Raw genomic sequence first — 25,198 nt, 5'->3', positions numbered from 1 at the left:
GTAACATGCGGCGCCATGAGCTCCCCCACTGGGCCCGCGTCCGGCCTGCCAGTACGAATGCCGCGCCCCCGCCAGCCCGGACGGCACCGCCGTCCCGAACCCCTGGTGGCTCCGGAGGGCGCGCCGGCGCTCGTTCTCGCGGTGCCGGGGACGCCCAGTGGCGCCACCCGAGGCCTCGCCGACGAGGTCATCAGCATCGCCCGCTCCGAGCTGCCCGGCCTCGACGCCCGGATCGGCCACCTCGACGGGGACGACGAGGAGTTCCTCTCCCTGTCGACCGTGCTCGTGCGCACCGCCGAGGAGCGCGCCGCCCGCTACGAGCAGGCGGTCGCCGCCGGGCTGGCGGTGACGGAGCCCGAGGGCCCCGTCGCCGTCGTCGTGCCGCTGCTCGCCGGTCCGGACAGCGCGCTGCTGCGCCGGATCCGGCAGGCCGTCATGGACAGCCGGATCGCGGCCGAACTGACCGACGTGCTCGGCCCGCACCCGCTGCTGGCCGAGGCCTTGCACGTGCGGCTCTCCGAGGCCGGCCTGGCGCGCGCCGACCGTGCCCGCCTGTTCACCGTGGCGACCGCCGCGGACGGCATCATCCTGGCCTCCGTGGGCGGCGACGAGGCCGTGCAGGCGGCCGGGATCACCGGCATGCTGCTCGCCGCGCGCCTCGCCGTGCCGGTGATGGCCGCGGCCCTGGACGAGGAGGGCTCGATCGCTTCGGTCGCCGAGCAGCTGCGTTCCTCGGGGTCGCAGCAGCTGGCGCTCGCGCCGTACCTGATCGGCCCGGAGATCGAGGCGAGCCTGCTGGAGGAGGCTGCCAAGGAGGCGGGCTGCTCCACCGCCGAGCCGCTCGGCCCGTACCCGGCGATCGGCAAGCTGACGCTGGCCAGGTACACCACGGCGCTCGGCATCTCGCCGCAGCAGCCGCAGGGCGCGCCGGTGCGCTGACGGGCACGGCCCGCGCGGGCACCGCACGACCACACGTACGACACGACGGAAGGGGCCCGCTCCTCCGCCGGAGCGGGCCCCTTCCGTCGTGTCGTACGGCGCGGGAGCCACCGTGTGACGGGAGGGACCGGCCGCACGACCGCCCCGCCTCGCCCCGGGCAGCCGACCGGGTCCGGCGGAACCGGCGAGTCCGAGGGGTCCGAGGGGTCCGAGGGGTCCGACGGAACCAGCGAGCCCGGCGGGTCCGACGGAACCAGCGAGTCCGACGGGACCGACGGAACCGCTGAGTCCGATGGGACCGGCGGCACCAGTGAGCCGACGGGTCCGCGGGCCTGGTGAGACCGGTGGTCGTCAGCCGAAGACCACGCAGGACGCCGCGGGCACCGCGAGTGAGCCGGTGCGTCGCGGGATGCCGGTCTCCGGGTCCGGAGCGAACCAGGTCACGTCTCCGGAGCGCTCGTTGGCCGCGTACAGGAAGCCGCCCGACTCGGCGATCGCCCGCGGCCAGTGGCCGCCGCACGGCACGGTCCCGGACAGCCTCAGCCCGTCCGGCTCCACGACGAACACGGACAGCACGTCCTCACCGCGGGTCGCGGTCCACACGAAGCGGCCGTCGGGGGAGGCGACGATGCCGGACGGGTAGGCGTCGCCGGACGGGACGCCGGGCAGCACCGGTACCTCGCCGAGGGGCCGCAGGAGGCCGTCGGCGGCGTCCCAGTGGCACACGGTGACGGTCGGCGCCAGTTCGTTGACCACGTAGGCGCGGGAGCCGTCCGGGTGGAAGGCGAGGTGCCGCGGGCCCGAGCCGGGGCGCAGCGCGATCTCCCGGTGCACGGCGAGGGCGCCGTCCGCCAGGGTGCACACCCGTACCGAGTCGGTGCCGAGGTCCACGCTGACGGCCCACCGCCCGCTCGGGTCGGGCCGCACCTGATGGGCGTGCGGTCCCTGCTGGCGCTGGGCGTGCGGGCCCGAGCCGGTGTGCCGCAGGACGCCGGACGCGGCCCGGGCGAGGGAGCCGTCGGGGCGGACCGGCACGGCGGTGACGCTGCCGGAGCCGTAGTTGGCGGTCAGGACGTGTCCGGCGTGGAGACTGAGGTGGGTCGGGCCGTCGCCCCCGACGGGCACCGGCCGCCCGGCGGGCTCGGGCTTGTCCCCGCCCACCCGGTAGGCGGCCACCGCGCCCTCGGCCGTCTCGCTGACGGCGTAGAGCGTCTCCCCGTCGGGCGCCAGGGCGAGGTAGGAGGGGTCGGGGAGGCGGTCCGTGCCGTTCAGGACCGTGAGGGCGCCGGTGCCGGGCGCGACGGCCGCCGTGACGATGCCCGGCCCGCCGGCCGCCGTGAACGACCCGATGTAAGCCCGTCGCTGCCGCCTGCCGCCGTCCGCCACCGCTGGCCCCTCTCGTCCCGCCTCGTGCCGCCTCGGGCGGCGCCTCGTCGAGTGCCGACTGATCGTCTGCCCCGGGGCGACGGTAGCAGCCGCCCTCTTGCGGTCCAGACCAAACGGGTGGTGCGGGGCCGAACGGGGTCAGGCCCCGACGAGCGGTGAGCCGGAGGGGGCGCGCAGGGGTGCGGCCAGTTCGGCCAGGGCGCGTTCCACGCCGTGGAGGTGGGCCAGGGCGGGTTCGGTGGTGCCGGACCCGTCGGCCCGGGCGGGGACCGCTTCGCCTCCGGTGAGCGCCTCGACCGCGTTCTCGACACGCCAGCAGGCGGCGGCCAGTCGTGCGTCGTGCGAGGCCTCGGGGTCGGCGGCGACGGCGACCAGACCGCGAATCTCCCGGGCGCAGTCGTCGAGCAGGTCGAGTACGCGGCGGGCGCGGCGCTTACGGCCGTACATCGGGTTGAGCGGGTGCACGAGCGGGGCGAGCGACAGCCGTACCCGGCCGAGCAGCTGCTCCAGCTCGGCCACCCGCGGCGCCGGGTCGGCGCCCTCGGTCCCGGCGAGGCGGGCGGCCGCCTCGGCGGTGCAGGCGTGGACGCAGCGCAGGGCCCGCTGGATCCAGGCGTCGTTGACGGCGTGCGTGGTGACGGGCAGGAGGAAGAGCACCGCGAGCACGGCCCCCAGCGCCCCCACTCCGGTCTCGACGAGCCGCAGGGCGAGCAGCCCGGGGGTGAGGACGCCGAGGAGACCGTAGAGCAGCTCGGCGAGCAGCGTCACGCAGAGCATCATCCAGGTGTACGAGACGGCGGCAGTGTAGAAGATGCCGAAGACGCAGGCGGCGGCGAGGACGGCCGTGGGCACCGCGGACCCGGCCACCGGGACGGCGACCAGGAAGCCGAGTCCGATACCGACGACCGTGCCGAGGACCCGGCGGAAGCCGCGGACCAGGGTCTCGCCGCGTGAGGTGGTGTTGACGAACACCCACCAGGTGGCGCCGACGGCCCAGTACCAGCGCTCGTCGGACACCAGCTGGCCCACGACCAGGGCGAAGCCGGCGCCCGCGGTGGCCTGGACGGCCTGGCGGGTGGTGACGCGGGCGAGCCCGGTGCCGGCGGGCGGTGCGAGAACGGCGGGCGGGGGCAGGCGGCGCTCGTAGCACCACAGACCGAAGCGCACCGTCGCGGCGGCGGCCACGGACAGCAGCACGGCCGCGAACATCCCGGGCAGCCGGTCCGTGGTCGCGTGCAGGAACTGGGCGATGAAGAAGGTCATGAAGGCGAACACGCCGAGGCTGTGCCCGCGCGGGCCCCAACGCCTGGCGTACACGCCGGCGCCGACGACGGCGAGGAAGGTGAGGTCGCGGGCCGCGGGGTGGTCGTGCAGCGCCGCCGCGGCGGTGAGCACGGGCAGTCCGGTGACCGGCAGCAGCACGGTGGTGACCACCTGCCCGCGCACGGTGGCGTCGGTGACGGTGAACAGGGCGAGCAGCGCGGCCAGCCCGCCGATGACGGCCCCCATCAGGGAGGTGCCGGCCAGGCCGCAGACGACGACGGCCAGTCCGATACCGAGGACGGCCCGGGCGGCGAACCGCAACCGCGTCCGTCCCGGGTCCGGGCTCACGAACACCCTCTTCAGCACTGACTACCGCCCCCTCGCACTGGCCCCTGTGTCACCGGCATGAAAAAGGCGCCGCGGAATCCGCAGCGCCATCGACCCACCTATAGGAGCATCTTCCCCGCCACTGGCTCAACCGGCTCTCACGGAAGTGTGCCGTTGGTACAGTAGCGACGGTCGTTCCACGGCCACCGGAGAGCCAATGGCCGACGAAGGGAGCCGGGCGCCGTGGCGGTCGACGCACTCGACACCCGCATCCTGCGGCTGCTGCTGGAGCAGCCGCGCACCAGCGTGCGCGAGTACGCCCGTCTCCTCGGGATCGCCCGGGGCACGCTCCAGGCCCGGCTGGACCGCCTGGAGCGTGACGGTGTGATCACCGGCAGCGCTCCGTCCCTCTCCCCCGCCGCGCTGGGCCATCCGGTGCTCGCGTTCGTGCACATCGAGGTCACGCAGGGCCACCTGGACGAGGTCGGTGAGGCGCTGGCCGCCGTCCCGGAGATCGTCGAGGCCTTCTCCATCACGGGCGGCGGGGACCTGCTGACCCGCGTCGTGGCCCGGGACAACGCGCACCTGGAGGACGTGGTCCAGAAGCTGATCAGCCTGCCCGGCGTGGTGCGCACCCGCAGCGAGGTGGCGTTGCGCGAGCGCGTCCCGCACCGCCTGCTGCCCCTGGTGGAGTCGATCGGGCGTACGGCGCGGAAGTGACCCCCTGGCGTACTGCCGGCGGGTGAGGGCGTGTCCCTGGCGGTGGCGTCCGGATCGTCGTACGAGGCCACCGCGGCGATCCTCTCCCGCGCGGACTGACGAGGGTCAATCTTTTACCCGAGGAAGTGATCGGTTCGCCGCCCGCATCCGTATCTCCTGGTGTCCGAGCCTGTCCTCGTCCCAGGAGGCACGATGCGCGTCACGCGCACCACGGCAGGGACCGCCTTCGTGGCCGGTGCCCTGGTCCTCACCCTCACCGCGCTCGCCTACCCGACCATGCTCGGGGTGCAGAACGCGGGCAGCGCCCAGGACCGCGTCGTCACCAACACGCGGTACGGGCCGCTCACCGAGGCCGACCGGGACTTCGTGGTGAAGGTCCGTGCCGCGGGCTTGTGGGAACACCCGCTGGGGCTGATGGCCATGGAGCGGGGGACGACACCGGAGATGAAGGAGGCCGGCGAGCACCTCGTCGTCGGGCACGCCCGGCTCGACGCGACCTGCCGAAGAATCGCACCCGAACTCGGCATCACCCTGCCCAACCTGGCGTCCCCGCAGCAGCAGCGGTTCGTGTCGACCGTGGACGGGACCACGGGCAGGCAGTTCGACACCACCGCGGTCAACATCATGCGCATCACGCACGGCCAGATCTTCCCGGCCATCGCCAACATCCGCGCCAACACCAAGAACTCCCTGGTGCGGCAGTTGGCCGACCAGGCCAACGACACCGTGCTGGACCACATCACCGTGCTGGAGAAGACCGGGCTGGTCAACTTCGACCAGGTCAACTTCCAGCAGTCGGCCGCGCCGGGCCTGCCGAAGGCGCAGCTCACGCCGCCGGCGCCGCAGCCGGGCGAACCGGTGCTCTCCCTCACCCAGCCGCCCGGGCTGGACGTCAACACCTCCGCGCCGACGCCCGGTCCGACGGTCCGCTGAGGGGCCCGGGCCCCGCCGCGTCAACGGTGGCGGGGTCTGCCGCGCCTGCCGCCCTTGCCGCCGCCGCTGCTGTTGCCGCCCTTGCCGCCGCTCCTGGCCCCGCCCTTGGTACCACCCTTGGTGCCGGTGCCGGAGCCGCCCCTGGCGCCGCCGCCGGTCCGGTTCCCGGTGGCGGTCCTGCGCCCGGCCGGGGCCCCTTCGGTGCGCTCGCCCTTCGTCCGGGCCTGGGCGGGCTGCCGGCCGCGGGTGCTGTTGACGGTCCGGCCCCGGACGATGCCGATGAAGTCCTCCACCCGGTCCGTGTGGGCGTCCTCCGGCCAGGACAGCGCCACACTCGACTCGGGGGCGTCCGTGACCGTCCGGTACGTGAGGTCCTTGCGGTGGTGCAGCCGGGCCAGTGACAGCGGCATGAGCAGCACACCGATCCCGGCCGCGACCAGCTCGACGGCGTCCGCCGTGGTGGCCGGACGCTCGAAGGCGGGCCGGCCCGGCGGCCGCTCCCAGCCGAGGACGTCGTCCAAGGGGTGCAGCACGATCTCGTCGGCCAGGTCCTCGACGGTCACCTCGTCGGCCGCGGTGACGAGGTGGTCCCTGGGGACCACGACGACCGTGGTCTCGGTGTACAGCGGGATCGCGCTGAGGGCGGTCCGGTCGACGGGCAGCCGGACCAGCCCGGCGTCGGCGTCACCGCCCAGCAGCACGCCGTCCGCCTCCGCGGGGGTGGTCTGCCTCAGGGACAACGGGACGTCGGGCAGTCGCTCGTTCCAGATGCGCACCCACTTGTCGGGCGTCACCCCCGGGACGTACGCGAGCCGGAACGAGGGGGTTTCTTCCGAGCCTGTCACCCGGCCAGGCTACCGGCCGCGGCCGAAGGGCCGCGGCCGGCCGGGCACGGCCCTCGCACCGCGGTCACCCGGCGTGGTCGGCGGTCGCTCTGACGCTCGATACCCTTGACACCATGACGTCGCACCAGAACACCCAGACCATGAAGCCCGCGACCGCGGCGAAGAAGCTGGGTGTGTACCTCGAGGCCACACCCGTCGAGTTCCGGGAGGGCGTCGTCACACGCGCCGAGCTGAACACGCTCCAGGCCGACCCGCCGGCATGGCTGCGGGACCTGCGGCGCGACGGCCCGCACCCGCGTCCGGTGGTGGCGGCCAAGCTGGGAGTGTCCATCGCGGGTCTGCACCGGGGCGGTGTCACGGAGCCGCTCACCACCGAGCAGATCGAGACGCTGAAGCAGGAGCGCCCGGAGTGGCTGGAGCGGGAGCAGGCCGTCCAGGCCGACGTCCGCAAGGAGGCGGCCCGCGTGAAGAAGCTGCACGCCGACCGCGCGGAGTCGGCCGAGCGCGACTGACGTCACCCGGTGGGCGCGCCCCGCGCGTCCCGGCCCGCTGTCCCGGGACAGCGCTCACTCACCGCACCGGTTTCCCGGCCCGCGCTTCCCGGCCCGCCCTTCCCGGCTCACTTCTCGGGCTTCCGCTGCGTCGGGGCTCACTCCTCGGCCTTCAGCTCTGTCAGCCCTGTCAGCTCTGTCAGCTCTGTCAGCTCTGTCAGCTCTGTCAGCTCTGTCAGCTCTGTCAGCTCTGTCAGCTCTGTCAGCTCTGTCAGCTCTGTCAGCTCTGTCAGCTCCAGGCGTACTGCAAGCCAGTCCGACACGGCTACGGCGCTCAGTCGGTCATGGCTGCCTCCTCGCGGGACCGCCTCTTCGACCGGCGTCCCGGTCGGTCACACGCGTGCGCCGGGGCTGCTCTCAGCGCTGTGCGGTCCGGCCGAAGAGGTCGGCGAAGTCCACGGGCAGCCAGGTCAGGAGACGGTCGATGCGTTCGCCGGGCACCGCTTCGGTGAGAGTGGAGAGCACGGCACTCGCGTCCCACTCCGCCGTGCGCGGCCGGGCGCCGGTCTGCTGGGCCACGCGCCGGAGGAACTCCTCACGGCCGAAGGACTCCGGACGCCCGCGTTCCAACCGCAGCGCGTCGTCCAGGGGCGCCGGTAGTTCGGAGGCCAGGTCGGCGGCCTCCTCCGGACCGACGCGGGACGCCACCGCCCACAGGACGGCTGCGCTGACCTGCTCGGCCTCGTCCTCGCTGTGATACTCGCCGCGGTCACGGACCGAGGTCAGGAATTCGTCGAGCCGCACGGGTCCCCTCCTTCCGCCGGTACACCTTCGGGCCGGGTGCCCCTGGACCGGGCGGGGAAACGGCTCTGTCCCGCCCGGGGCCGGTGCGGGGGCGGAGCCGGGCCGGTCGGGATTGGTCGGGATTGGTACGGGGCCGGTCGGGATCGGTGCGGGGCCGGTGCGGGGCGCGGCTCGGAGCCGACGCGGGCTGGGTGGACACGGCTCCCGCGCAAGCACGGCTCCGGGCGGGCGCAGCTCCAGGCGAGCACCGCTCAGGCAGACGCAGCTCCGGAGGGGCGTGGATGTGCGGCGGGTGCTCTCACCGGCGTGGCCGCCGGGCGTCGGTGAGGGCGAGGAGCCGGGTCAGGGCGTCGTCGGTGAACAGTGCCCGTCCGGCGGCGACCCGCTCCCGCCGCGCCGGACCGGAGGCGGTGAGCCGCCGCACCGCCGCGAGCAGTGCGGCGTCGTCCTCGGCCACCTCCGACAGGCCCAGCGCAGCCATCCGCCGGACCCCGTCCGCACCGTGGCCGGGTATCGGGCGGTACCCCACGACCGGCAGCCCGGCGGCGAGCGCCTGTACGGCGGTCTGGCCGGCGGCGTTGTCGACCAGGGCGCGGGCGGCGTGCAGCAGGCCGGGCATGTCCGTCACCCAGCCCGGCGCCACCACGCCCGGTGTGCCGGACAGTTCGCGGCGCAGCCGTTCGTTGCCCCCGCACAGGACGACCGGCAGGAAGCCTTGGTCCGCCAGGAGCCGGACGGTGGCGGCCAGGCGCGAGCCGACTCCCCAGGCACCGGCGGACAACACCACGGCGGGCCTCCCCGGACCGAGCCGGTCGAACAGCCTCCGCCACTCGGCCGTCCCCGGAGCGTCGGTGAAGAACTCCGGAGCCACGACCGGGCCGCACGCCGACGCGGACGCGCCGGTGCTCTCCCGCACCTCGCGGGCCGCTTGCTCCGTGAGGCACAGACAGTGGTCGTTGCCGGTGTGGAGCCACTGCCGGTGGACGGCGAAGTCGATCACCAGGACGACACTGGGCACCGGCAGCAGGCCCCGGGCGCGGAGGTGACCGGTCAGCTGGGCGCCGAGGTGGAAGACGGGCACGACCACGTCCGCGCCCGTGCGCTCGGCCAGCTTCCGCAGCCGGCCGCCGGCGAGCCGCGCCAGGGGCGTGCCACCCGGCCGACGGCCGGCGCCGGGACGCAGGAACAGGCGGTACAGAGCGGCGTACGCCCAGGGGTAGTGGCGTACCGACCCGCGGTAGAAGCGCCGCAGCGCGCCGCCCAGGCCGTACGGCAGCAACGCGAGGACGTCGACGACGCACGCGTCGTCACCGCGTTCCCCGGCCCGGCGGACCAGTTCGGCGGCGACCGTGTCGTGCCCGGCGCCCATGCTCGCGCTGACCACGAGCAGACGCCGTCCGCCCCGGGGCACGGGCGGGGCCGTCGGCCGGCGGGGGGTCGATGAGCTGCGGGCATGCACGGCGGTCCAAGTTGCCCGTCCGACAAACCCCAAACCATGACGGATACGGACGTTTCGGGTGTGCGGTCAGGGATACTCCTTGATCGCCCGTCCGGCCGGACGCCGGAGCCCGACCACCGGGTCGGCCGCTCGTCGGCGTCCGCCCCGAGCCAAGGTGGTCCTCATGGTCCAAGCGTTCTCCCGCTCGCGGTCGGCTCCCGGACCGCAGGCCGCCGCGGCCGGCGCGGGGCGTGCCAGGCCCCGGCGGGAGCCCGTCGGCGGCCGGGTCACGCGGACGCGCACGGCGCTCGTGACGGGGGCGTCCTCCGGCATCGGCGCGGCCGTGGCCCGCCGGCTGGGCGACGAGGGCGACTGGCGGCTGGTACTCAGCGGACGCGACCCGTCGCGGCTGCGGGAGGTCGCCGAGGAGGCGTCGGCCACCGCCTTCGCCGCGGACCTCACCCTGCCCGGCGCCGACCGGCAGCTCGCCGACTTCACACTGGCCGCGGTGGGTCCGGTGGACCTGCTGGTGGCCGGCGCCGGGGTCGGCTGGGCCGGGGAGTTCCTGGACATGCCCCCGCACGCCATCGACGAGGTGCTCGGGATCAACGTGCCGGCCACCCTGCGGCTGGTGCGGCTGGTGCTCCCGGGCATGGTGGAGGCGGGATCGGGGCGGGTGGTGCTGATCGGATCGCTGGCGGGCAGCGTCGCGGTACGCGACGAGGCCGTGTACTCCGCCGCCAAGGCCGCGATCGGCGCCTTCGCCGACGCCCTGCGCTACGAGTTGCGGGGCACCGGCGTGGGGGTCACGCACGTGGTGCCCGGTGTCGTGGACACGCCTTTCTTCGAGCGTCGCGGGACGCCCTACCGGCGGTCACGGCCGCGTCCCGTGTCCGCCGAGCGGGTGGCCGACGCGGTGCGGACCGCGGTGGTGCGGGGCCGGGACGAGGTGTACGTCCCCGGCTGGCTCCGGTTGCCGTGCCGGGTGCGGGGCGCGGCTCCGGGACTGTACCGGCGGCTGGCCACCCGGTTCGGATGAGGTCCGGATGAGCGGGAGTGCGCGGCGGTGAGTGTCCTCACCGTCGTCCTGGCCCTGTGCGCGGCGCTGTCCAACGCCGCGGCGTCGGTGTTGCAGCGCCGGGCGGCGGCGTTGGACGAGAACCGGGCGGGGGCCGTTCACACGGTGGTGCGCTCCCTGCTGCGGCTGGTGCGCGACCCGTACTGGGTGGGCGGCGCGGCGCTGCTCGCGCTGACGACGGTGCTGCAGGGGGCCGCGCTGGCGGTGGGCAGTCTGGCCGTGGTCCAGCCGCTGATGGCCAGTGAGCTGCTGTTCACCCTGGTGGTCGGCAGCGTCGTCTTCCACCGGCGTCCCGACCCGCGGACCTGGCTGGCGTTCGTGGCCCTGGCCGGGGGGCTCGCGCTGTTCCTGGGCGCCGCCGCGCCGGCGGCCGGCCAGGACACCGCGACCCCGGGGCGGTGGGGCTGGGCGAGCCCGGTGCTGTTCGTCGTGGTGACCGCCCTCGCGTCGTTCGGCAGCCTGGTGCGCGGCGCGCCCCGCGCCGCGCTGTTCGGGTCGGCGTCCGCGGTGGCGTTCGGCGGTACGGCGGCGCTGCTGAAGGAGGTCACCGGGCGGCTCCCCCAGGGGGTGGGCGCCGTGCTGACCCAGTGGCCGCCGTACGCCATGGCGGTGGTGGGGGTCATCAGCTTCCTGCTGCTGCAGAGCGCGCTGCGGGCGGGGACCCTCGCGGCGTCGCAGCCGGCACTGACCCTCGGCGACGCGTTGACCAGTGTCGCCCTGGGCTGGGCCCTGTTCGGCGAGGAGATCGCCCTCGGGGTGCGGGTGGTGCCCGAGCTGATCGGCGTGGCGCTGATCGGCCTCGGCAGCGTCGGACTGGCCCGGGCGCCGTCGGTCCACGGGGCGTGGGACACGGCCCCGGCGGCTCGGGACGGCCCCCGGCCGGGCAGTCACGGCACGGAAACACGGACAGAACCGGGCCCAGGGCCATGACCGCGACCAGGGCCGAGGGCCAGGGGCCACACGCCACAGGGCCAAGGGGCAGGGGCCACGGGGCCCTCAACGCGGGGAACAAGCCAGGGACCAGGACCGGCGGGGACATGGCAGCACTGCGCGGCACGGCGACAGGAGGGACACCATGCGTCAGGGACCGGCTGTCGGACCGGCGGTGTACGCCGCCGTACCGGTCGCCGCCGTCGCGCTGGCCCACATCGGCCCGGCCGCGACCTGGCTGCCGGAACTCCGCAGGCGCCTGTTTCCGGGCCTGGCCGGGCAGGGCCGCCCCGACCACGTGGCGCTCACCTTCGACGACGGCCCCGATCCGGCGTCCACGCCGCGGTTCCTCGACGCACTGGACGAGCTCGGCGTGCGGGCGACGTTCTTCCTCCTCGGAGAGAACGTCGTGCGCCACCCGGCGACGGCGCGCGAACTGGCCCGGCGCGGCCACGAACTCGCCGTCCACGGCTGGGCACACGACCGCCCCTGGCTGCCGTCACCGGCCCGGGACGCGTACGAGCTGCTGCGCGCCGTCCGCGCGGTGGGCGAGGCCGCCGGACGCGCCCCGCGCTGGTACCGCCCGCCCTACGGCATCCTCACCTCCGGACGCTGGGCCGCGGCACGCCGGGCGGGGCTGCGGCCGGTGCTGTGGACGGCATGGGGGAAGGACTGGCGGCCGAACACCACGCCCGCCTCGGTGCGGGCCACGGTCGCGGCGGACCTGCGCGGCGGCGGCACGGTCCTCCTCCACGACACCGACCACGCCTCCGCCCCGGGCAGCTGGCAGGCCACCCTCGGCGCACTGCCCGGCGTCGTGCGCGACTGCCGGGAGGCGGGGCTGACGGTGGGGTCGCTGGGAGACCACGGGGTGGACCCCGGGCGACCACGTCAGCCGTCGGCCGACCGGACGGCGCGGGCCGGCACCAGCCTCCAGCCTCCAGCCACCTGACGGCTGACGGCTGACGGCTGACGGCTGACGGCTGACGGCTGACGGCTGACGGCTGACGGCTGACGGCTGACGGCTGACGGCTGACGGCTGACGGCTGACGGCTGACGGCTGACGGTACACGTCGCGCACCAGCCCGGTGACCGGACCGGCGACCCTCGCCCGGTGCAGGCGGCCGGGCGAACCCCGCCCCCACCACCGCCTTTCCCGCGGCCCCGCCCGGGCGGGGCCGCCCCCGGGCCGCCCCCGTCGGACAGCCCCCGGACGGGACGATCAGGCCGCCGCCCCCGTCAGGTCGCGGTGGATCGGCGCCGCCCCGCCGGTCAGGGGGACGCCCGTGCCGCCGCGCCGGGCGGCGACGATCTCCGCCGCGATGGAGAGCGCGGTCTCCTCGGGCGTCCGGGCGCCGAGGTCCAGGCCGATCGGTGAGCGGAGCCGGGACAGTTCGCCCTCGGTCAGGCCCGCCTCGCGCAGCCGCCGGTCGCGGTCCTCGTGGGTGCGGCGCGAGCCCATGGCGCCGACGTACGCGACCGGCATCCGCAGCGCCTCCGTCAGCAGCGGTACGTCGAACCTGGCGTCGTGGGTGAGTACGCACAGCACCGTGCGCGCGTCGGTCGGCGTGCTGCGCAGGTAGCGGTGCGGCCAGTCCACGACGACCTCGTCGGCCTCGGGGAAGCGGGCCGGTGTGGCGAAGACGGGCCGGGCGTCGCACACGGTCACGTGGTGGCCGAGGAACTTGCCGGCGCGCACCAGGGCCGCGGCGAAGTCGACCGCCCCGAAGACGATCATGCGGGGCGGCGGCACCCTGGACTCGACGAGCAGCGTGAGCCCGCCGGGGCAGTGCGCACCGTCCTGCGAGACGCCGACCGTGCCGGTCCGGCCGGCGTCCAGCAGGGCCCCGGCCTCGGCGACCGCCGTGCGGTCCAGGTCCGGACGGCCGCCGAGTCCCCCTTCGTACGAGCCGTCGGGGCGGACGAGCAGGGCCCGGCCCAGGAGCCCGGGCGGGCCCTCGACGACCCGGGCGAGGGCCGCGGTCCCACCCCGGGCGGCGGCCGACAGCGCCGCCCGGAGCACCTCCCGGTCGGGTGAGTCCGCGCCGACCGGCGTGACCAGCACGTCGATGACCCCGCCGCAGGTCAGTCCCACCGCGAAGGCGTCCTCGTCGCTGTAGCCGAACCGCTCGCGCACGGACTCGCCGTTTCGGAGGGCCTCGGCGCACAGCTCGTACACCGCGCCCTCGACACAGCCGCCGGAGACGGAACCGATCGCCGTGCCCCCGCTGTCGACGGCGAGGGCGGCGCCGGGCCCGCGCGGTGCGCTGCCGCCGACGGAGACGACCGTGGCGACGGCGAACTCCCGGCCCTCCGTGAGCCAGCCGTCCAGCTCGTCGGCGATGTCAAGCACCGGCCGCTCCCCCGCTCGCGGGCACCGCGGCCGACAGCACGCGGTCGGGCCGGATGGGCAGGCTGCGGTGGCGCACGCCGGTCGCGTGCCAGACGGCGTTGGCGACGGCCGCCGCCGCGCCGACGATGCCGATCTCACCGACGCCCTTGATGCCGACCGGGTCGTCCGGGTCGGGGTCGTCCACCCAGTCCGCCTCGACGTCCGGGACGTCGGCGTGCGTGGCGACGTGATAGGCGGCGAGGTCGGGGCCGTAGAGGCCGCCGGTCCGGTCCCGGACCGCTTCCTCGTGCAGGGCCATGGAGATGCCCCAGACCATGCCGCCGACCAGCTGGTTGCGGGCGGTGAGCGGGTTGACGATGCGGCCCGCCGCGAAGATGCCGAGCATCCGGCGCACCCGTACCTCACCGGTGGCGGTGTCCACGGCGACCTCGGCGAACTGCGCCCCGTAGGAGTGCCGTTCCTTCTGCGCCAGGGCGCCGAGGGCCTCGGTGGTGTCGGAGCGGACGGTGATGCCCTCCGGCGGGACGACGGCACCCAGGGCGAGCCGTTCGCGCAGTTCACCGGCCGCGGCTGTGATCGCCCACGCCCAGGAGCGGGTGCCCATCGAGCCGCCCGCGATCATCGCCGGCCCGAAGTCGCTGTCCCCGATGCGGACCCGGACCTGCTCGGGCGCGACCTCCAGCGCGTCCGCGGCGACCAGGGTGAGGGCGGTGCGGGCTCCGGTGCCGATGTCGGCGGCGGCGATCCGCACGGTGAAGGTGCCGTCGGCCTCCGCGGTCAGCAGGGCCGTGGAGGGGCCGGCACCCGCCCCGAACGAGGCCGCGGCCGTGCCGGTGCCCAGCAGCCAGCGTCCGTCGCGGCGCAGGCCGGGGCGCGGATCGCGGTCCGCCCAGCCGAACCGCCGGGCGCCCTCGTGGAAGCAGGCCGCGAGGTTACGGCTGCTGAACGGCAGGCCGGAGACCGGTCCGGCCTCGGGTTCGTTGCGCAGGCGCAGTTCGACGGGGTCGATGCCGCAGCGCTCGGCGAGTTCGTCGAGCGCCGACTCGATGGCGAAGGACCCCGGCGCCTCGCCCGGCGCGCGCATGAAGGTCGGGGACGGGACGTCGAGCCGTACGACGTGGTTGGCCGTGTGGTGGGCGTCGGCGTCGTACATCACCCTGGCCACACCGGCGCCGGGCTCGACGAACTCGTAGAAGGCCGAGGTCTGGTTCAGCGAGCGGTGCTCAAGGGCGCGCAGCCGGCCGCCGGCGTCGGCGCCGAGCCGCACGCGTTGGGCGGTGGGGCTGCGGTAGCCGGCCAGGGAGAACATCTGTCGCCTCGTCATCACCACCCGTACCGGTCGGTGCAGGACGGTCGCCGCCATGACCGCGGCCACCTGGTGGGCCCGCAGGCCCTTGCTGCCGAAGCCGCCGCCGATGTGTTCGGAGCGCACCCGCACCGCGGACTCGTCGAGCGAGAACATCTTCGCCAGCTCGCCCTGGACCCAGGTGGTGCCCTGGTTGGAGTCGACGACCTCCAGCCGGCCGCCGTCCCACAGGGCCGTGGCGGCGTGCGGCTCCATCATGCTGTGGTGCTCTTCGGGGGTGGTGTACTCCTCGTCCACCACGACGGCGGACGCGTCGAGGCCGGCCGCCAGGTCGCCCTTCGCGGTCTCGGCCGGCATGTGCCCGTCGGCGGGGTAGGCGCCCGGGTGGCCGGCGGTGAGCGCGGTGTCGTGCGGCTCCACGTCGTAGGTGACGACGAGTGCCTCGGCGGCCTCCCTGGCCTGCTCCGGCGTCTCGGCGACGACGAGGGCGACCGGCCAGCCCGCGTGCGGCACCCGTTCGTGCTGGAACACGGCGGCGGTCGGGTCCGGCGGGATCCCCAGCATGCCGATGAAGTCGGTGTCGACGCGCGGGGCGTTGCCGTGGTGCAGGACGCCGAGCACGCCCGGCATGCCGAGGACGGGGTCGGCGTCGATCGAGCGGATACGGCCGCGGGTGACGGTGGACAGCACCAGCCAGCCGTGCGCGAGGCCGGCGAAGGGGATCTCGCCGGCGTAGCGGGCGGCTCCGGTGACCTTGTCGCGGCCCTCCACGCGCGTGTGCGCGGTGCCGACGGCGCCCCTGGCCGCCGTACGGCCGGTCGTGGTGGTGGTCATCGGGCGGCCTCCTCGGCGAGTTCGGTCAGGACGGCCACCACGAGGTTGCGCACGAGGGGCAGCTTGTATCCGTTGTCGGGCAGGGGCCTGGCGGCCGCGAGTTCGGCGTCCGCGGCGGCGGCGAAGGTCGCGCCGTCGGCCGGCGCGCCGACCAGCACCTCCTCGGCCGCGCGGGCCCGCCAGGGCCGGGAGGCGACGGCTCCGAGGGCCAGCCGCGCGTCGCGTACGACGCCGTCCTCGACGTCGAGCGCGGCGGCGACCGAGCCGATCGCGAAGGCGTAGGAGGCGCGCTCGCGCACCTTGCGGTAGCGGGAGCGGGCGGCGACCGGGGCGGGCGGCAGGGTGACGCCGGTGATCAGCGCACCGGGCGGCAGGACGGTCTCGCGGTGCGGGGTGTCGCCGACGGGGAGGTAGAAGTCGGTGAGCGGCGACTCGCCCGGCCCGTCGGGTGTTTCGTAGGTGACGACCGCGTCGAAGGCGGCGAGGGCCACGCCCATGTCCGAGGGGTGCACGGCCACGCAGTGGTCGGAGGCGCCGAGGACGGCGTGGTTGTGGTGCTCGCCCGTGACGGCGGGGCAACCGCTGCCGGGGACGCGCTTGTTGCACGGCTTGCTCACGTCGGTGAAATAGCCGCAGCGGGTGCGCTGGAGCAGGTTGCCGCCGACGGTGGCCATGTTGCGCAGCTGCCCGGAGGCGCCCGCCAGCACCGCCTGGGTCAACGCCGGGTAACGGCGCCGCACTTCGGGGTGGGCGGCGAGGTCACTGTTGGTGACGGTCGCGCCGACGCGCAGGCCGCCGTCGGCGGTCGGTTCGATGCCGTCCAGGGGCAGTTCGCGGACGTCGACGAGCCGGGCGGGCCGCTCGACGCCGGTCTTCATCAGGTCGACGAGGTTGGTGCCGCCGCCGAGGTACCGGGCGTCCGGATCGGCGGCGAGCAGTGCCACCGCGCCGAAGACGTCGTCGGCGCGCTGGTAGCCGAACTCCCTCATGCCGCCGTCTCCTTCGCGGTCTCGTCCCCGGCACCGTCGCCGTCGCGGGCCGGCGCCTCGTGGGCCTCGGCCGCACGGGCGACCGCCTGGACGATCGAGACGTAGGCGCCGCAGCGGCACAGGTTCCCGCTCATGCGCTCGCGGATCTCGTCCGGTGTCAGGGGTGGTGGACCGGCCTCGGGGCGGACGTCCTCGGTGGCGGCGCTGGGCCAGCCGGCCGCGTGCTCCTCGATGACGGCGACGGCCGAGCAGATCTGGCCGGGTGTGCAGTAACCGCACTGGTAGCCGTCGAGGTCGAGGAAGGCCTGCTGCACCGGGTGCAGCCGGTCCCCCTCGGCCATGCCCTCGATGGTGGTGATCTCGCACCCCTCGGCGGCGACGGCGAGGTTCAGGCAGGAGACGGCACGGCGTCCGTCGACCAGGACGGTGCAGGCACCGCACTGGCCCTGGTCGCAGCCCTTCTTGGTGCCGGTGAGATCGAGGCGCTCGCGCAAGGCGTCGAGCAGGGTGGTGCGGTGGTCGACGGTCAGCTGGTGCTTCTCGCCGTTGATGTTCAGGATGACGGCGCTGGATGTCGACGAGGTCGCTGGGGCCATGATCAGCCTTCTTTGTGTCTGGTGACTACGTCTGGTGACGGTGGGGCTGTCGACTGTGTCTGGTGACTGGAGGAACGGTCCGCAGGCGGCGGGTTCACGTGTTCGGGGCCACCGGCGGGTCCCGCCGGCCGGATCCGCCGCTATCGTGGGGGGGGTAACCGGACAGCTGTCCGCTCACTGGAAACGTAACGGACAGTTGTCCGCTTAGCAAGGACGGGATTCGGCCATGACCCCGGAAGGAGGACGAGTGCCGCAGTCGAGCAGGGACAACCAGGACGCTCCCCTGCGCTCGGACGCCCAGCGCAACCGCGAGCGCATCCTGGAAGTGGCCACGGAGGAACTGACGCGCCGCGCGGACGCGCCACTGAGCGCCATCGCCAAGAAGGCGGGCGTCGGGCAGGGCACCTTCTACCGCAACTTCCCGCACCGTGAGGCGCTCGTCCTGGAGGTCTACCGCTACGAGATGCAGCAGGTGGCCGATGCCGCGACCCAGCTGCTTGCCACGCGGGAGCCCGAGCAGGCCCTGCGCGAGTGGATGGACCGGCTGGCCCGGTTCGCCATGACCAAGGCCGGACTGGCGGACGCGATCCGTCTGGTCACCTGCGCGCCCGGGGGGCCGGCGAAGCCGGGGCCCACCCCCGTGCTGGACGCCGCCGGGCTCCTGCTCCGTGTCAACGAGGAGGCCGGGACCATCCGCCCGGGAGTCTCCGCGGACGACTTCTTCCTCGCCATCGGCGGCCTCTGGCAGGTCGACCCCCGCGAGGACTGGCAGCCGCGGGTCACCCGCCTCCTGGACCTGGTGATGGACGGACTGCGGGCGGTCACACCGAGCCGGCCACCACCCCCGCGGAATACGGACGGGAACACCGAGCCAGTCCCCGCGCCGCGGACGGCCGCGGGGAGACCCGGCCGGCCCTTCCCGTGACGCCGGACAATGAGCCCTCGACGGACTCCGGCAGTCGGGGCCGGAGCAGAATCAGGACAGGAGTGGCCGCTCGTGCCGGGGCCACGGGCGGACGGCCGGTGCGACGACTGAGCCGTACCAGGCCTCGCGGCTCCGCTCCGGGCACGATCCGCCGGGCACAACCTCAGGAGGGAAAGCGTGACCGAGACCAGCAACAGCCGATCCGCCACCGATGAGGCGCAGGGGGCGCCCCGAAGCCGACTGGAACGCCTGATGCGCCTCCTCCCCCTGATCGCCCCCGTTCTGCTGTGGGCCGTGCCGTGCTGGGTACTCCTGCACACCGGTCAGCACTGGCCGCTCCCCGTCGCACTGACCGGCACCGCACTGTTCGCCCTCGGCCTGGCCGGTATGCCGCTCGCGATGGCGCGCGGCCACGGCCGACGCCAGCGGGACCGGGCGGCGATCGTCGGTGACACGCTGCTGGGCGCCGTCTGGGTCCTGTTCACCTGGTCCGTCCTGCTCGGTGTCCTGCTGCGGCCCGCCCTGGCCGTGGCCGGCATCGGTGACGGACAGGACCGGGCGCGCATCGTCACCTGGGCCGTCCTCGGCACGGCCGCCGTACTGCTCGCCTGGGGGTACGCCGAGGCGCGCCGCGTGCCGCGCGTGCGCCGGCTCGACGTACGACTCCCGCGTCTGGGAGCCGGACTGGACGGCACCCGAGTCGTCCTGATCACCGACACCCACTACGGTCCACTGGACCGCGCCCGCTGGTCGGCACGGGTCTGCGAGACGGTGAACACCCTGGAGGCCGACCTGGTCTGCCACACCGGCGACATCGCGGACGGCACGGCCGAACGCCGTCGCGCCCAGGCCGCCCCGCTGGGCACCGTGCGGGCGACCCGGGCCCGTGTCTACGTCACCGGCAACCACGAGTACTACAGCGAGGCCCAGGGCTGGGTCGACCTGATGGACGAGCTGGGCTGGGAACCGCTGCGCAACCGTCACCTGCTGCTCGAACGCGGCGGTGACGCCCTCGTGGTCGCCGGTGTCGACGACGTCACCGCCGAGTCCTCGGGGCTGGCGGGCCACCGCGCCCACCTCGCCGGAGCCCTGCACGGCGCCGACCCCGACCTCCCCGTCCTCCTCCTCGCCCACCAGCCCAAGTTCGTCGACCGCGCGGCAGCCCACGGCGTCGATCTCCAGCTCTCCGGCCACACCCACGGCGGTCAGATCTGGCCCTTCCACCACTTGGTCCGCCTCGACCAGCCGGCCCTCGCCGGTCTCAGCCACCACGGCACCCGCACACTCCTCTACACCAGCCGCGGCACCGGCTTCTGGGGCCCGCCCTTCCGCGTCTTCGCCCCCAGCGAGATCACCCTGCTCGTGCTCCGTTCCCCCCAGCAGCCCACTCCGTCCCAGGCGGGAGAACGGGACCGGCCGTGGCCTGCCTGAGCGCGCGGACCTGACGTGGGTGCTCGACGCGTTGGGCCTTCCCCGGCAGCCTGGGCACTCCGACCCGGCCGCGCGCACGGGTTTCGGCGCATCTCACTCCTTCCGGTACCGGAGGCCGCCTCACCGTCACGTTTCTCCTGAGCGCAGGGTTGCGCAGATGTACTCAACCCGCCAGGTCCGGGACCGACGGACCGCAGGAGACAGGTGACGGACATGCGAACCGAGGCTGCCGAGCGGGCCGAACTGGTCTTCTCCCTTTTCGACGCCAACGGCAACGGAGTCCTCGACTCCGCCGACTTCGACCTCATGACGGGACGTGCTCTGGAGGCGGCCGTCGCATCGGACGACGGGGCCAAGGAGGGCATCCGGGCCGCGTTCCGCCGCTACTGGACGACGTTGGCCGCGGAACTGGACGCCAACGGCGACGGCGTCATCACCATCGACGAGTTCCGCCCGTTCGTGCTCGACCCCGAGCGCTTCGGGCCCACGATCACCGAGTTCGCCGAAGCGCTCGCCGTACTGGGCGACCCCGACGGGGACGGCCTGATCGAGCGTCCGCTCTTCGTATCGCTCATGACGGCGATCGGCTTCGCGGAGGCGAACATCCACGCGCTCTTCGACGCCTTCGGCCCGGATGCCGAGGACCGCGTCACCGTGGCCACGTGGGCCGCCGGCATCAAGGACTACTACGCGCCGGACATGGCCGGGATCCCGGGCGACCAGTTGGTGGCCGTCCGGGCCGCCTGACACGGCCGGGACATGGACGCCCCGCGGCGGTCGTCCGTGTCGTGGGTGTCAGGGTCGTGGCTTGTGCGCGAAGACCCACCGGTTACCCTCCAGCGCGTCGTTCGGCTCGGGGAGGGGGCCGCGTCCCTGCAGGCGGGTGAAGTCGAAGGGCGTGTGCATCGAGGTGGTCCAGCCCTTGGCCGCCAGGTCGCCCGCGGAGTCGGGGCGTGGCCCCTTGTCGAAGAGGTCGAGCAGGTCGATGCCGATCTGCTCGCGCGTCGCCGTGTAGATCGGGCTGTCGCGGTACGCCAGCAGGTCCTGCTCCAGCTTGGCCTCGAAGGCCAGGGCGCTGCCCCGGGTGGTGAGCCGGTCCACCGTGTCGACGAGGTACGTCTCGGCGGGACCCGGCAGGTAGAAGAGCAGTCCTTCGGCCAGCCAGACGCTCGGGGCGGCCGGGTCGAAACCCGCGGAGGTCAGCGCGGTGACCCAGTCGGCGCGCAGGTCGACCGGTACGGGGACGCGCTTCGCCTTCGGGGCGGCCGGTAGCCCCGTGAGCACGTGATGCTTGAAGGCCAGTACGCCCGCCCGGTCGATCTCGAAGACGACGCAGTCGGACGGCAGGTCCAGCCGGAAGGCACGGGTGTCCAACCCCGCTCCCAGCAGGACCACCTGGCGGGCGTCCGCACCGACCGACCGGAGGACGAAATCGTCGAGGACCCTCGTCCGCAGGCCGAAGTAGCGGGCGAACCTCCCCCACAGCGGATCGTCGTCCCCGTCCGGGACCTGCTGGATGCGCACCGGCCAGTCCGCGCAGGCCCCGGCCGCGCGCACGAAGTGTTCCGCATAGTGGTCCTGGGCCAGGCTGTCGTGGCGGTGGGTCTCGATCGCCCGTGCGGCGGCGACCAGGAGGGCGGTCAGTCCCACACCTCCGTCCACGCCTTCCGCGTCACCCCCCCGCGTCGCCGCGGCGGTCGCATCCCCTTCGTCGCGTTCGCCGCGCGCGAAGGGCGAGGAGGGCCCGCCGGTGGGACGGCGAGGGTCTTCGGTGCTGGTCGTTTCACTCATCGGTCTCCTCTTTCCGGCAGCAGGACGGGCTTGACCACGCGTCCGGCGTCGCAGTCGCGTTCCGCCTCGTTGATGTCGGCCAGCGGATAGGTGCGGATCAGTGCGTCGAAGGGGAAGCGGCCGGCCTGCCACAGGTCGATCAGCCGGGGTATCAGCAGTCCGGGTACGGCGTCCCCTTCGCAGATGTGCCGGATGCTGCGGCCCCGGTCGAGCGTGCCCGGTTCGAGCGGCAGCGCGGTGTGGAGGCGTGCCACGAGACCGAGCACGCCGGTGGGGCGCAGGGCGCGGAGTGCGTCGTTGATCAACGGGGCCGAGGCCGTGGTGTCCAGGGCGTACTGCGCGCCGCCGTCGGTCTGCCGCCGGAGGCGCTCGTCCAGTCCGGCCGTAGTGGTCAGGGGGATCGCGCCGAAGCGTTCGGCCAGGGCCAGGCGTCCGGGGTTCCCGTCGACGGCCACGGTCCGTGCGCCGGCGGCTGCGGCCGCCATCACCGCGCTCAGGCCCACCGCTCCCGCGCCGAGGACGACGAGGGTGTCGCCGGGTCCGGCGCGGAAGGTGTTCAGCACGGCTCCGGCACCGGTGAGGACACCGCAGCCGAGCGGTCCGAGCAGCTCGAGCGGCAGGGCGGGGTCGACCCGGACGGCGTTGCGCGCCGGGACGAGGGCGTATGCGGCGAAGGAGGACTGGCCGAACCACCGGGGGGCCAGCGCTCCGCCCATGGCGTCGGTGAGGCGTCGCGTGTGCTCCTCGCGCCCGCCGAGGAGGTTGAGGGAGGCGAAGGAGTCACAGTAGGCGGGGGCCGCTCCGCGGCAGTTCCGGCATTGTCCGCAGGAGTCGAAGCTCAGTACGACGTGGTCGCCGACACCGGTCGTGCCGTCCGGGCCGTCGCCCGAAGCCACGACGACTCCGGCCCCCTCGTGGCCGAGGATCACCGGCAGCGGGGTGCGGCCGGCCGATCGCCGGACCGCGAGATCGGTCCGGCACATTCCGCAGCCGGTGATCTCGACGAGGATCTCACCGGCGGCCGGACCGTCGCTCAGGACCACCTCCTCGACCGCGAACGGGGCGTCGTACGAGCGCAGCACAGCAGCCTGGAACCTCACCGTCCTCCCTCCCGCGGCCGGTGGACGACGAACGGCCGGAGGTTGCCGTACAGGCCCCAGGGCCCGCCCGCGACGCCGACTCCGCTGTCCTTGACGCCTGCGAAGGGCTGGGCGAGGGAGAGTTCGGCGTGGTGGTTGATCCAGGCCGTGCCGCATTCGAGCCGGTCGGCCGTCGCCGTCGCCCGGTCGAGGTCCGTGCCCCACACCGAACCGCCCAGCCCGAAGCCGGTGCCGTTGGCCGCGTCGACGGCTTCGTCGAGGTGCCGGTACGGCAGCACCGGCAGGACCGGTCCGAACTGTTCCCCGGTCACCACCGGGTCGTCGGGGAGGACGTCGGTGAGGATCGTGGGCGCGAAGAAGTGGCCCGGTCCGTCGAGCCGGTGACCGCCGGCCGCCGCCCGGGCACCGGCCGCCAGGGCCCGGTGCGTGACCTGCTCGATCCGGGCCAGTTGGGGGGCGTTGTTGACCGGCCCGAGCCGGGTGGCCGGGTCCAGGCCGGATCCGACGACGACCGTCTTCGCACGGTGGGCGAGGGCCTCGACGACCTCGGCGTGGAGCCGGGCCGGTGCGTAGACGCGTTTGACCGCCATGCAGACCTGCCCGCAGTTGCGGAAGGCGGCCCAGAACAGCCGGTCCGCGATCCGGTCCACGTCGACGTCGTCCAGGAGGACGGCCGCGTCGTTGCCGCCGAGTTCCAGGGTGACACGGACGAGCGAGGCCGCCGCCGTCGCGGCGACGGCCCGCCCGGTCGGCACCGAGCCGGTGAAGGTGACGTGGCGGATGCCCGGGTGGGAGGCGAGACGGGCACCGAGGGGTTCCCGGCCGGTGACGACGGTCAGGACGTCCTCGGGCAGCACCGCGGCGAGGACGGCACCGAGCAGTCGGGTGGCGAGGGGGGTGTACGGGGACGGTTTGAGGACCACGGTGTTGCCGGCCGCGAGCGCGGGCGCGAACTTCGCCGCCGCCAGTTGGAGGGGGAAGTTCCACGGCACGATCGCGGCGACGGGCCCGAGGGGGCGCCAGCGGATCTCGCTGTGCACGGGCCGGCCGTCGTTGATCCGCTGGGTGCCGGGTGCCAGGTCGGCGAAGTACCGCAGCCGGGCCGCCGTACGGGCGACCTCCGCGCGGGCCTCGCCCAGGGGCTTGCCCTGTTCCCGGGTGAGCAGCCGAGCGAGGTCGTCACCGGCCGCTTCCACGGCGTCGGCGGCGGCGTGCAGGGCCGTGGTGCGGGCGGCCGGGTCGGCGCGCCATCCGGTCCAGGCGCGCCCGGCCCGGTCGACCACGTCGTCCAGCTCGTCCGGCCGCTGGTCGGGGGCCTCGTCGAAGGGCTGTCCGGTGGCCGGGTCGACGACGGCGAGGGGTGCGGCACGCCGTCCGGGGACGCGGTCGGCTTCCGGGGTCGGCATCCCGGTGGTCAGTTGACGGCCGGGACGCCGGCGGCGCACTCCCGGGCCTGCCGGTCCATCTCCGCCCGGAAGGCGGCGACCAGGTGCGGCTGGATCCGTCCGGCCGTGCGGTCACCGCCCGCGCAGACCGCTCCCCGCACGCCCACGATGTCCGTGCCGATACGGGTCAGCGGACCGAGGTCGGCCTGCCTGACGCTGCCCGCGAGGGCGGCCAGCAGGCCGGACGCGTGGGCGCGGCGGACGAACTCGGCGCAGGCGTCCGGCGGGACGTGGTCGAAGAGCCGTGTCCCGTCCTTGACCGCGGTGTCCAGCATGGCCGCGTCGGCACCGGCGCGGGCGGCGATGTCCGGGAGGGCGAGCGGATTGACGCAGCCGACACGGTGGGCGTCGGCGTAGCCCGAGGCGACGACGAACGCGTCCGGGCGGTGGTCCTTCACCGCCCGGACGACCGCCCGCATGACCTCGACGCCCTGCTCGGGGGTCGTGCATCCGTACAGGCCCACCTTGATGTACGTGGCGCCGGAGACGGCCGCGCCCAGCGCGGCCTGCGCCACCGTGCCGGGCTTGTACGGCACGTCGCCCACGGTGGCGGACACCGGTGTGTCCGCCGGTACCGCGTCGCGGATCTCCCGGATGACCCAGGGGAAGTTGGCGCCGAGAGAGCCCTCGTCGGGCTTCTTGACGTCGACGATGTCGAGGTGCTCCGCCGCCTTCGCACAGTCGAGGGCCTCTGCGACGCCGTCCGGGGAGATGAGAAGCAACACCGTGAACTCCTTCCACCGCGAGTCCGCCCGGCCGAGGGGCGGGGGACCGCGGATCACCTGGTTCATGTGCGGTGCGCTCATCATTTCCGCCGCCCGTGCGCACCGGTAGGGCGTGCGGAGCTTCCCGGGCGGCGCCTTCGGGCGCACGTACGACTCCACATGCACCGGCGTGAACCAGGGCCCGTCGCTCCGCGCCGGACCCGGCCGACCGCCCTCGCGTGCGTGCCGGCCTTCCCGCTCGGTGCGCCCGGAGGTCGCCGTCGCCCTCCACGTCGCGACTGCTCCGGGCTCGCCCGAAGAAGCCCAACGGCACCTGCCGGTGGGGGTTGCCCTCGTCGCTGTCCGCCGACCTCCGTCGAGGCGACAGCCAAGGCGCCCGCACGCGTGCTTCACTCGACGCGTCATGGTTGACGCCGGGTCTCGCCGGTCGATCAGCGCGACGGTCCGGTTCCGCGTGGAGGCGTCGAGCGGCGCCGCGATCCCCCGGTTCGCAGACCCTGGCAGGGCCAGAATGGATAGGTCGTCCATGTGGAGGCCGTCCAGGCTCCG

Annotated in this window: 24 protein-coding genes; 10 read left to right on the top strand and 14 right to left on the bottom strand. The window is 74.5% G+C overall.

Annotated features, from left to right (window positions below; genetic code table 11):
• Nucleotides 1-15: 15 nt before the first annotated feature.
• Entirely contained in the window at nt 16-939 is a 924-nt protein-coding gene (locus ACVV2G_RS28240; protein WP_453845598.1) for a sirohydrochlorin chelatase, read from the top strand.
• Between the two features lie 351 nt (nt 940-1,290).
• Here the strand turns inward: ACVV2G_RS28240 and ACVV2G_RS28235 are convergent, their stop codons facing one another.
• Complete coding sequence (locus tag ACVV2G_RS28235; protein WP_453845597.1) at nt 1,291-2,325, bottom strand: lactonase family protein; 1,035 nt, start codon at nt 2,323-2,325, stop codon at nt 1,291-1,293.
• Nucleotides 2,326-2,463: 138 nt separating this feature from the next.
• On the bottom strand, nt 2,464-3,954 hold the full coding sequence (locus tag ACVV2G_RS28230) for an FUSC family protein (RefSeq protein ID WP_453845596.1): 1,491 nt from the start codon (nt 3,952-3,954) through the stop codon (nt 2,464-2,466).
• A 204-nt stretch (nt 3,955-4,158) separates the two neighbouring features.
• On the opposite strand from ACVV2G_RS28230, the gene ACVV2G_RS28225 reads away from it, so the two are divergent.
• Together ACVV2G_RS28225 and ACVV2G_RS28220 are read left to right on the top strand one after the other, a co-directional pair.
• Complete coding sequence (locus tag ACVV2G_RS28225) at nt 4,159-4,635, top strand: Lrp/AsnC family transcriptional regulator (RefSeq protein ID WP_453845595.1); 477 nt, start codon at nt 4,159-4,161, stop codon at nt 4,633-4,635.
• A 192-nt stretch (nt 4,636-4,827) separates the two neighbouring features.
• Nucleotides 4,828-5,568, top strand: a complete 741-nt coding sequence (locus ACVV2G_RS28220) for a DUF4142 domain-containing protein (RefSeq protein WP_453845594.1) — start codon at nt 4,828-4,830, stop codon at nt 5,566-5,568.
• Between the two features lie 20 nt (nt 5,569-5,588).
• On the opposite strand, the gene ACVV2G_RS28215 is transcribed toward ACVV2G_RS28220, so the two are convergent.
• Entirely contained in the window at nt 5,589-6,413 is an 825-nt protein-coding gene (locus ACVV2G_RS28215) for a LysR family substrate-binding domain-containing protein (protein ID WP_453845593.1), read from the bottom strand.
• A 113-nt stretch (nt 6,414-6,526) separates the two neighbouring features.
• Here ACVV2G_RS28215 and ACVV2G_RS28210 point away from each other — a divergent pair, with 113 nt between their 5' ends.
• Complete coding sequence (locus tag ACVV2G_RS28210) at nt 6,527-6,925, top strand: DUF5997 family protein (protein WP_453845592.1); 399 nt, start codon at nt 6,527-6,529, stop codon at nt 6,923-6,925.
• Between the two features lie 137 nt (nt 6,926-7,062).
• On the opposite strand, the gene ACVV2G_RS28205 is transcribed toward ACVV2G_RS28210, so the two are convergent.
• The 3 genes from ACVV2G_RS28205 to ACVV2G_RS28195 form a co-directional block, all read right to left on the bottom strand.
• Entirely contained in the window at nt 7,063-7,227 is a 165-nt protein-coding gene (locus ACVV2G_RS28205; protein ID WP_453845591.1) for a hypothetical protein, read from the bottom strand.
• A gap of 94 nt (nt 7,228-7,321) precedes the next feature.
• On the bottom strand, nt 7,322-7,708 hold the full coding sequence (locus ACVV2G_RS28200) for a DUF2267 domain-containing protein (protein ID WP_453845590.1): 387 nt from the start codon (nt 7,706-7,708) through the stop codon (nt 7,322-7,324).
• A gap of 298 nt (nt 7,709-8,006) precedes the next feature.
• Nucleotides 8,007-9,077 carry an MGDG synthase family glycosyltransferase gene (locus ACVV2G_RS28195; protein WP_453845622.1) on the bottom strand — a complete coding sequence of 357 codons (1,071 nt, stop codon included), beginning with the start codon at nt 9,075-9,077 and terminating at the stop codon, nt 8,007-8,009.
• A 253-nt stretch (nt 9,078-9,330) separates the two neighbouring features.
• On the opposite strand from ACVV2G_RS28195, the gene ACVV2G_RS28190 reads away from it, so the two are divergent.
• The 3 genes from ACVV2G_RS28190 to ACVV2G_RS28180 all read left to right on the top strand — a co-directional run bounded on the left by ACVV2G_RS28190 (nt 9,331) and on the right by ACVV2G_RS28180 (nt 12,106).
• Nucleotides 9,331-10,185 (top strand): SDR family NAD(P)-dependent oxidoreductase, encoded by an 855-nt coding sequence (locus ACVV2G_RS28190; RefSeq protein WP_453845589.1) that lies wholly within the window; start codon nt 9,331-9,333, stop codon nt 10,183-10,185.
• 27 nt (nt 10,186-10,212) lie between these two features.
• Entirely contained in the window at nt 10,213-11,154 is a 942-nt protein-coding gene (locus tag ACVV2G_RS28185) for a DMT family transporter (RefSeq protein ID WP_453845588.1), read from the top strand.
• A 145-nt stretch (nt 11,155-11,299) separates the two neighbouring features.
• Nucleotides 11,300-12,106: a polysaccharide deacetylase family protein gene (locus tag ACVV2G_RS28180; protein ID WP_453845587.1), complete on the top strand. Its 807-nt coding sequence runs from the start codon at nt 11,300-11,302 to the stop codon at nt 12,104-12,106.
• Nucleotides 12,107-12,376: 270 nt separating this feature from the next.
• Here ACVV2G_RS28180 and ACVV2G_RS28175 read toward each other — a convergent pair whose 3' ends face one another.
• From ACVV2G_RS28175 to ACVV2G_RS28160, 4 genes are read right to left on the bottom strand one after another with little or no spacing between them, the layout of a single operon-like run.
• Nucleotides 12,377-13,507 (bottom strand): XdhC family protein, encoded by a 1,131-nt coding sequence (locus ACVV2G_RS28175; protein WP_453845586.1) that lies wholly within the window; start codon nt 13,505-13,507, stop codon nt 12,377-12,379.
• A complete protein-coding gene (locus ACVV2G_RS28170; RefSeq protein ID WP_453845585.1) occupies nt 13,500-15,647 on the bottom strand; it encodes a xanthine dehydrogenase family protein molybdopterin-binding subunit in 2,148 nt (715 codons plus the stop codon). Before ACVV2G_RS28170 ends, ACVV2G_RS28175 begins: the two co-directional genes overlap by 8 nt.
• Nucleotides 15,644-16,636, bottom strand: coding sequence for an FAD binding domain-containing protein (locus tag ACVV2G_RS28165; RefSeq protein ID WP_453845584.1), 993 nt, complete (start codon nt 16,634-16,636; stop codon nt 15,644-15,646). Before ACVV2G_RS28165 ends, ACVV2G_RS28170 begins: the two co-directional genes overlap by 4 nt.
• Nucleotides 16,633-17,232: a 2Fe-2S iron-sulfur cluster-binding protein gene (locus ACVV2G_RS28160; RefSeq protein ID WP_453845583.1), complete on the bottom strand. Its 600-nt coding sequence runs from the start codon at nt 17,230-17,232 to the stop codon at nt 16,633-16,635. Before ACVV2G_RS28160 ends, ACVV2G_RS28165 begins: the two co-directional genes overlap by 4 nt.
• A gap of 247 nt (nt 17,233-17,479) precedes the next feature.
• Between ACVV2G_RS28160 and ACVV2G_RS28155 the strand changes: the two genes are divergently transcribed.
• The 3 genes from ACVV2G_RS28155 to ACVV2G_RS28145 all read left to right on the top strand — a co-directional run bounded on the left by ACVV2G_RS28155 (nt 17,480) and on the right by ACVV2G_RS28145 (nt 20,335).
• A complete protein-coding gene (locus ACVV2G_RS28155; protein ID WP_453845582.1) occupies nt 17,480-18,157 on the top strand; it encodes a TetR/AcrR family transcriptional regulator in 678 nt (225 codons plus the stop codon).
• A 177-nt stretch (nt 18,158-18,334) separates the two neighbouring features.
• Nucleotides 18,335-19,588, top strand: a complete 1,254-nt coding sequence (locus ACVV2G_RS28150; protein WP_453845581.1) for a metallophosphoesterase — start codon at nt 18,335-18,337, stop codon at nt 19,586-19,588.
• A gap of 213 nt (nt 19,589-19,801) precedes the next feature.
• On the top strand, nt 19,802-20,335 hold the full coding sequence (locus ACVV2G_RS28145) for an EF-hand domain-containing protein (protein ID WP_453845580.1): 534 nt from the start codon (nt 19,802-19,804) through the stop codon (nt 20,333-20,335).
• Between the two features lie 48 nt (nt 20,336-20,383).
• On the opposite strand, the gene ACVV2G_RS28140 is transcribed toward ACVV2G_RS28145, so the two are convergent.
• The 4 genes from ACVV2G_RS28140 to ACVV2G_RS28125 are packed head-to-tail and all read right to left on the bottom strand — an operon-like array spanning nt 20,384 to nt 24,649.
• Entirely contained in the window at nt 20,384-21,379 is a 996-nt protein-coding gene (locus ACVV2G_RS28140) for a class I SAM-dependent methyltransferase (RefSeq protein WP_453845579.1), read from the bottom strand.
• On the bottom strand, nt 21,376-22,479 hold the full coding sequence (locus tag ACVV2G_RS28135) for an NAD(P)-dependent alcohol dehydrogenase (protein ID WP_453845578.1): 1,104 nt from the start codon (nt 22,477-22,479) through the stop codon (nt 21,376-21,378). The genes ACVV2G_RS28140 and ACVV2G_RS28135 overlap by 4 nt, the downstream gene beginning before the upstream one ends.
• The gene (locus ACVV2G_RS28130) at nt 22,476-23,885 is read right to left on the bottom strand and encodes an aldehyde dehydrogenase family protein (RefSeq protein WP_453845577.1); all 1,410 of its coding nucleotides are present in this window, start codon (nt 23,883-23,885) and stop codon (nt 22,476-22,478) included. The genes ACVV2G_RS28135 and ACVV2G_RS28130 overlap by 4 nt, the downstream gene beginning before the upstream one ends.
• Nucleotides 23,886-23,893: 8 nt before the next feature.
• Entirely contained in the window at nt 23,894-24,649 is a 756-nt protein-coding gene (locus tag ACVV2G_RS28125) for a (5-formylfuran-3-yl)methyl phosphate synthase (RefSeq protein WP_453845621.1), read from the bottom strand.
• Nucleotides 24,650-25,198 lie beyond the last annotated feature (549 nt).

It is taken from the genome of Streptomyces sp. JK94 (assembly GCF_053613315.1).
Note: the sequence above shows the minus strand (reverse complement) of the source record. Positions and strands in the feature narration are given on the sequence as shown.

Coding starts and splice junctions, on each gene's coding strand:
- ACVV2G_RS28240 (WP_453845598.1), top strand. CDS start 16: ATGAGCTCCCCCACTGGGCCCGCGTCCGGCCTGCCAGTACGAATGCCG.
- ACVV2G_RS28220 (WP_453845594.1), top strand. CDS start 4,828: ATGCGCGTCACGCGCACCACGGCAGGGACCGCCTTCGTGGCCGGTGCC.
- ACVV2G_RS28210 (WP_453845592.1), top strand. CDS start 6,527: ATGACGTCGCACCAGAACACCCAGACCATGAAGCCCGCGACCGCGGCG.
- ACVV2G_RS28195 (WP_453845622.1), bottom strand. CDS start 9,077: ATGGGCGCCGGGCACGACACGGTCGCCGCCGAACTGGTCCGCCGGGCC.
- ACVV2G_RS28190 (WP_453845589.1), top strand. CDS start 9,331: ATGGTCCAAGCGTTCTCCCGCTCGCGGTCGGCTCCCGGACCGCAGGCC.
- ACVV2G_RS28180 (WP_453845587.1), top strand. CDS start 11,300: ATGCGTCAGGGACCGGCTGTCGGACCGGCGGTGTACGCCGCCGTACCG.
- ACVV2G_RS28170 (WP_453845585.1), bottom strand. CDS start 15,647: ATGACCACCACCACGACCGGCCGTACGGCGGCCAGGGGCGCCGTCGGC.
- ACVV2G_RS28165 (WP_453845584.1), bottom strand. CDS start 16,636: ATGAGGGAGTTCGGCTACCAGCGCGCCGACGACGTCTTCGGCGCGGTG.
- ACVV2G_RS28160 (WP_453845583.1), bottom strand. CDS start 17,232: ATGGCCCCAGCGACCTCGTCGACATCCAGCGCCGTCATCCTGAACATC.
- ACVV2G_RS28145 (WP_453845580.1), top strand. CDS start 19,802: ATGCGAACCGAGGCTGCCGAGCGGGCCGAACTGGTCTTCTCCCTTTTC.
- ACVV2G_RS28140 (WP_453845579.1), bottom strand. CDS start 21,379: ATGAGTGAAACGACCAGCACCGAAGACCCTCGCCGTCCCACCGGCGGG.
- ACVV2G_RS28130 (WP_453845577.1), bottom strand. CDS start 23,885: ATGCCGACCCCGGAAGCCGACCGCGTCCCCGGACGGCGTGCCGCACCC.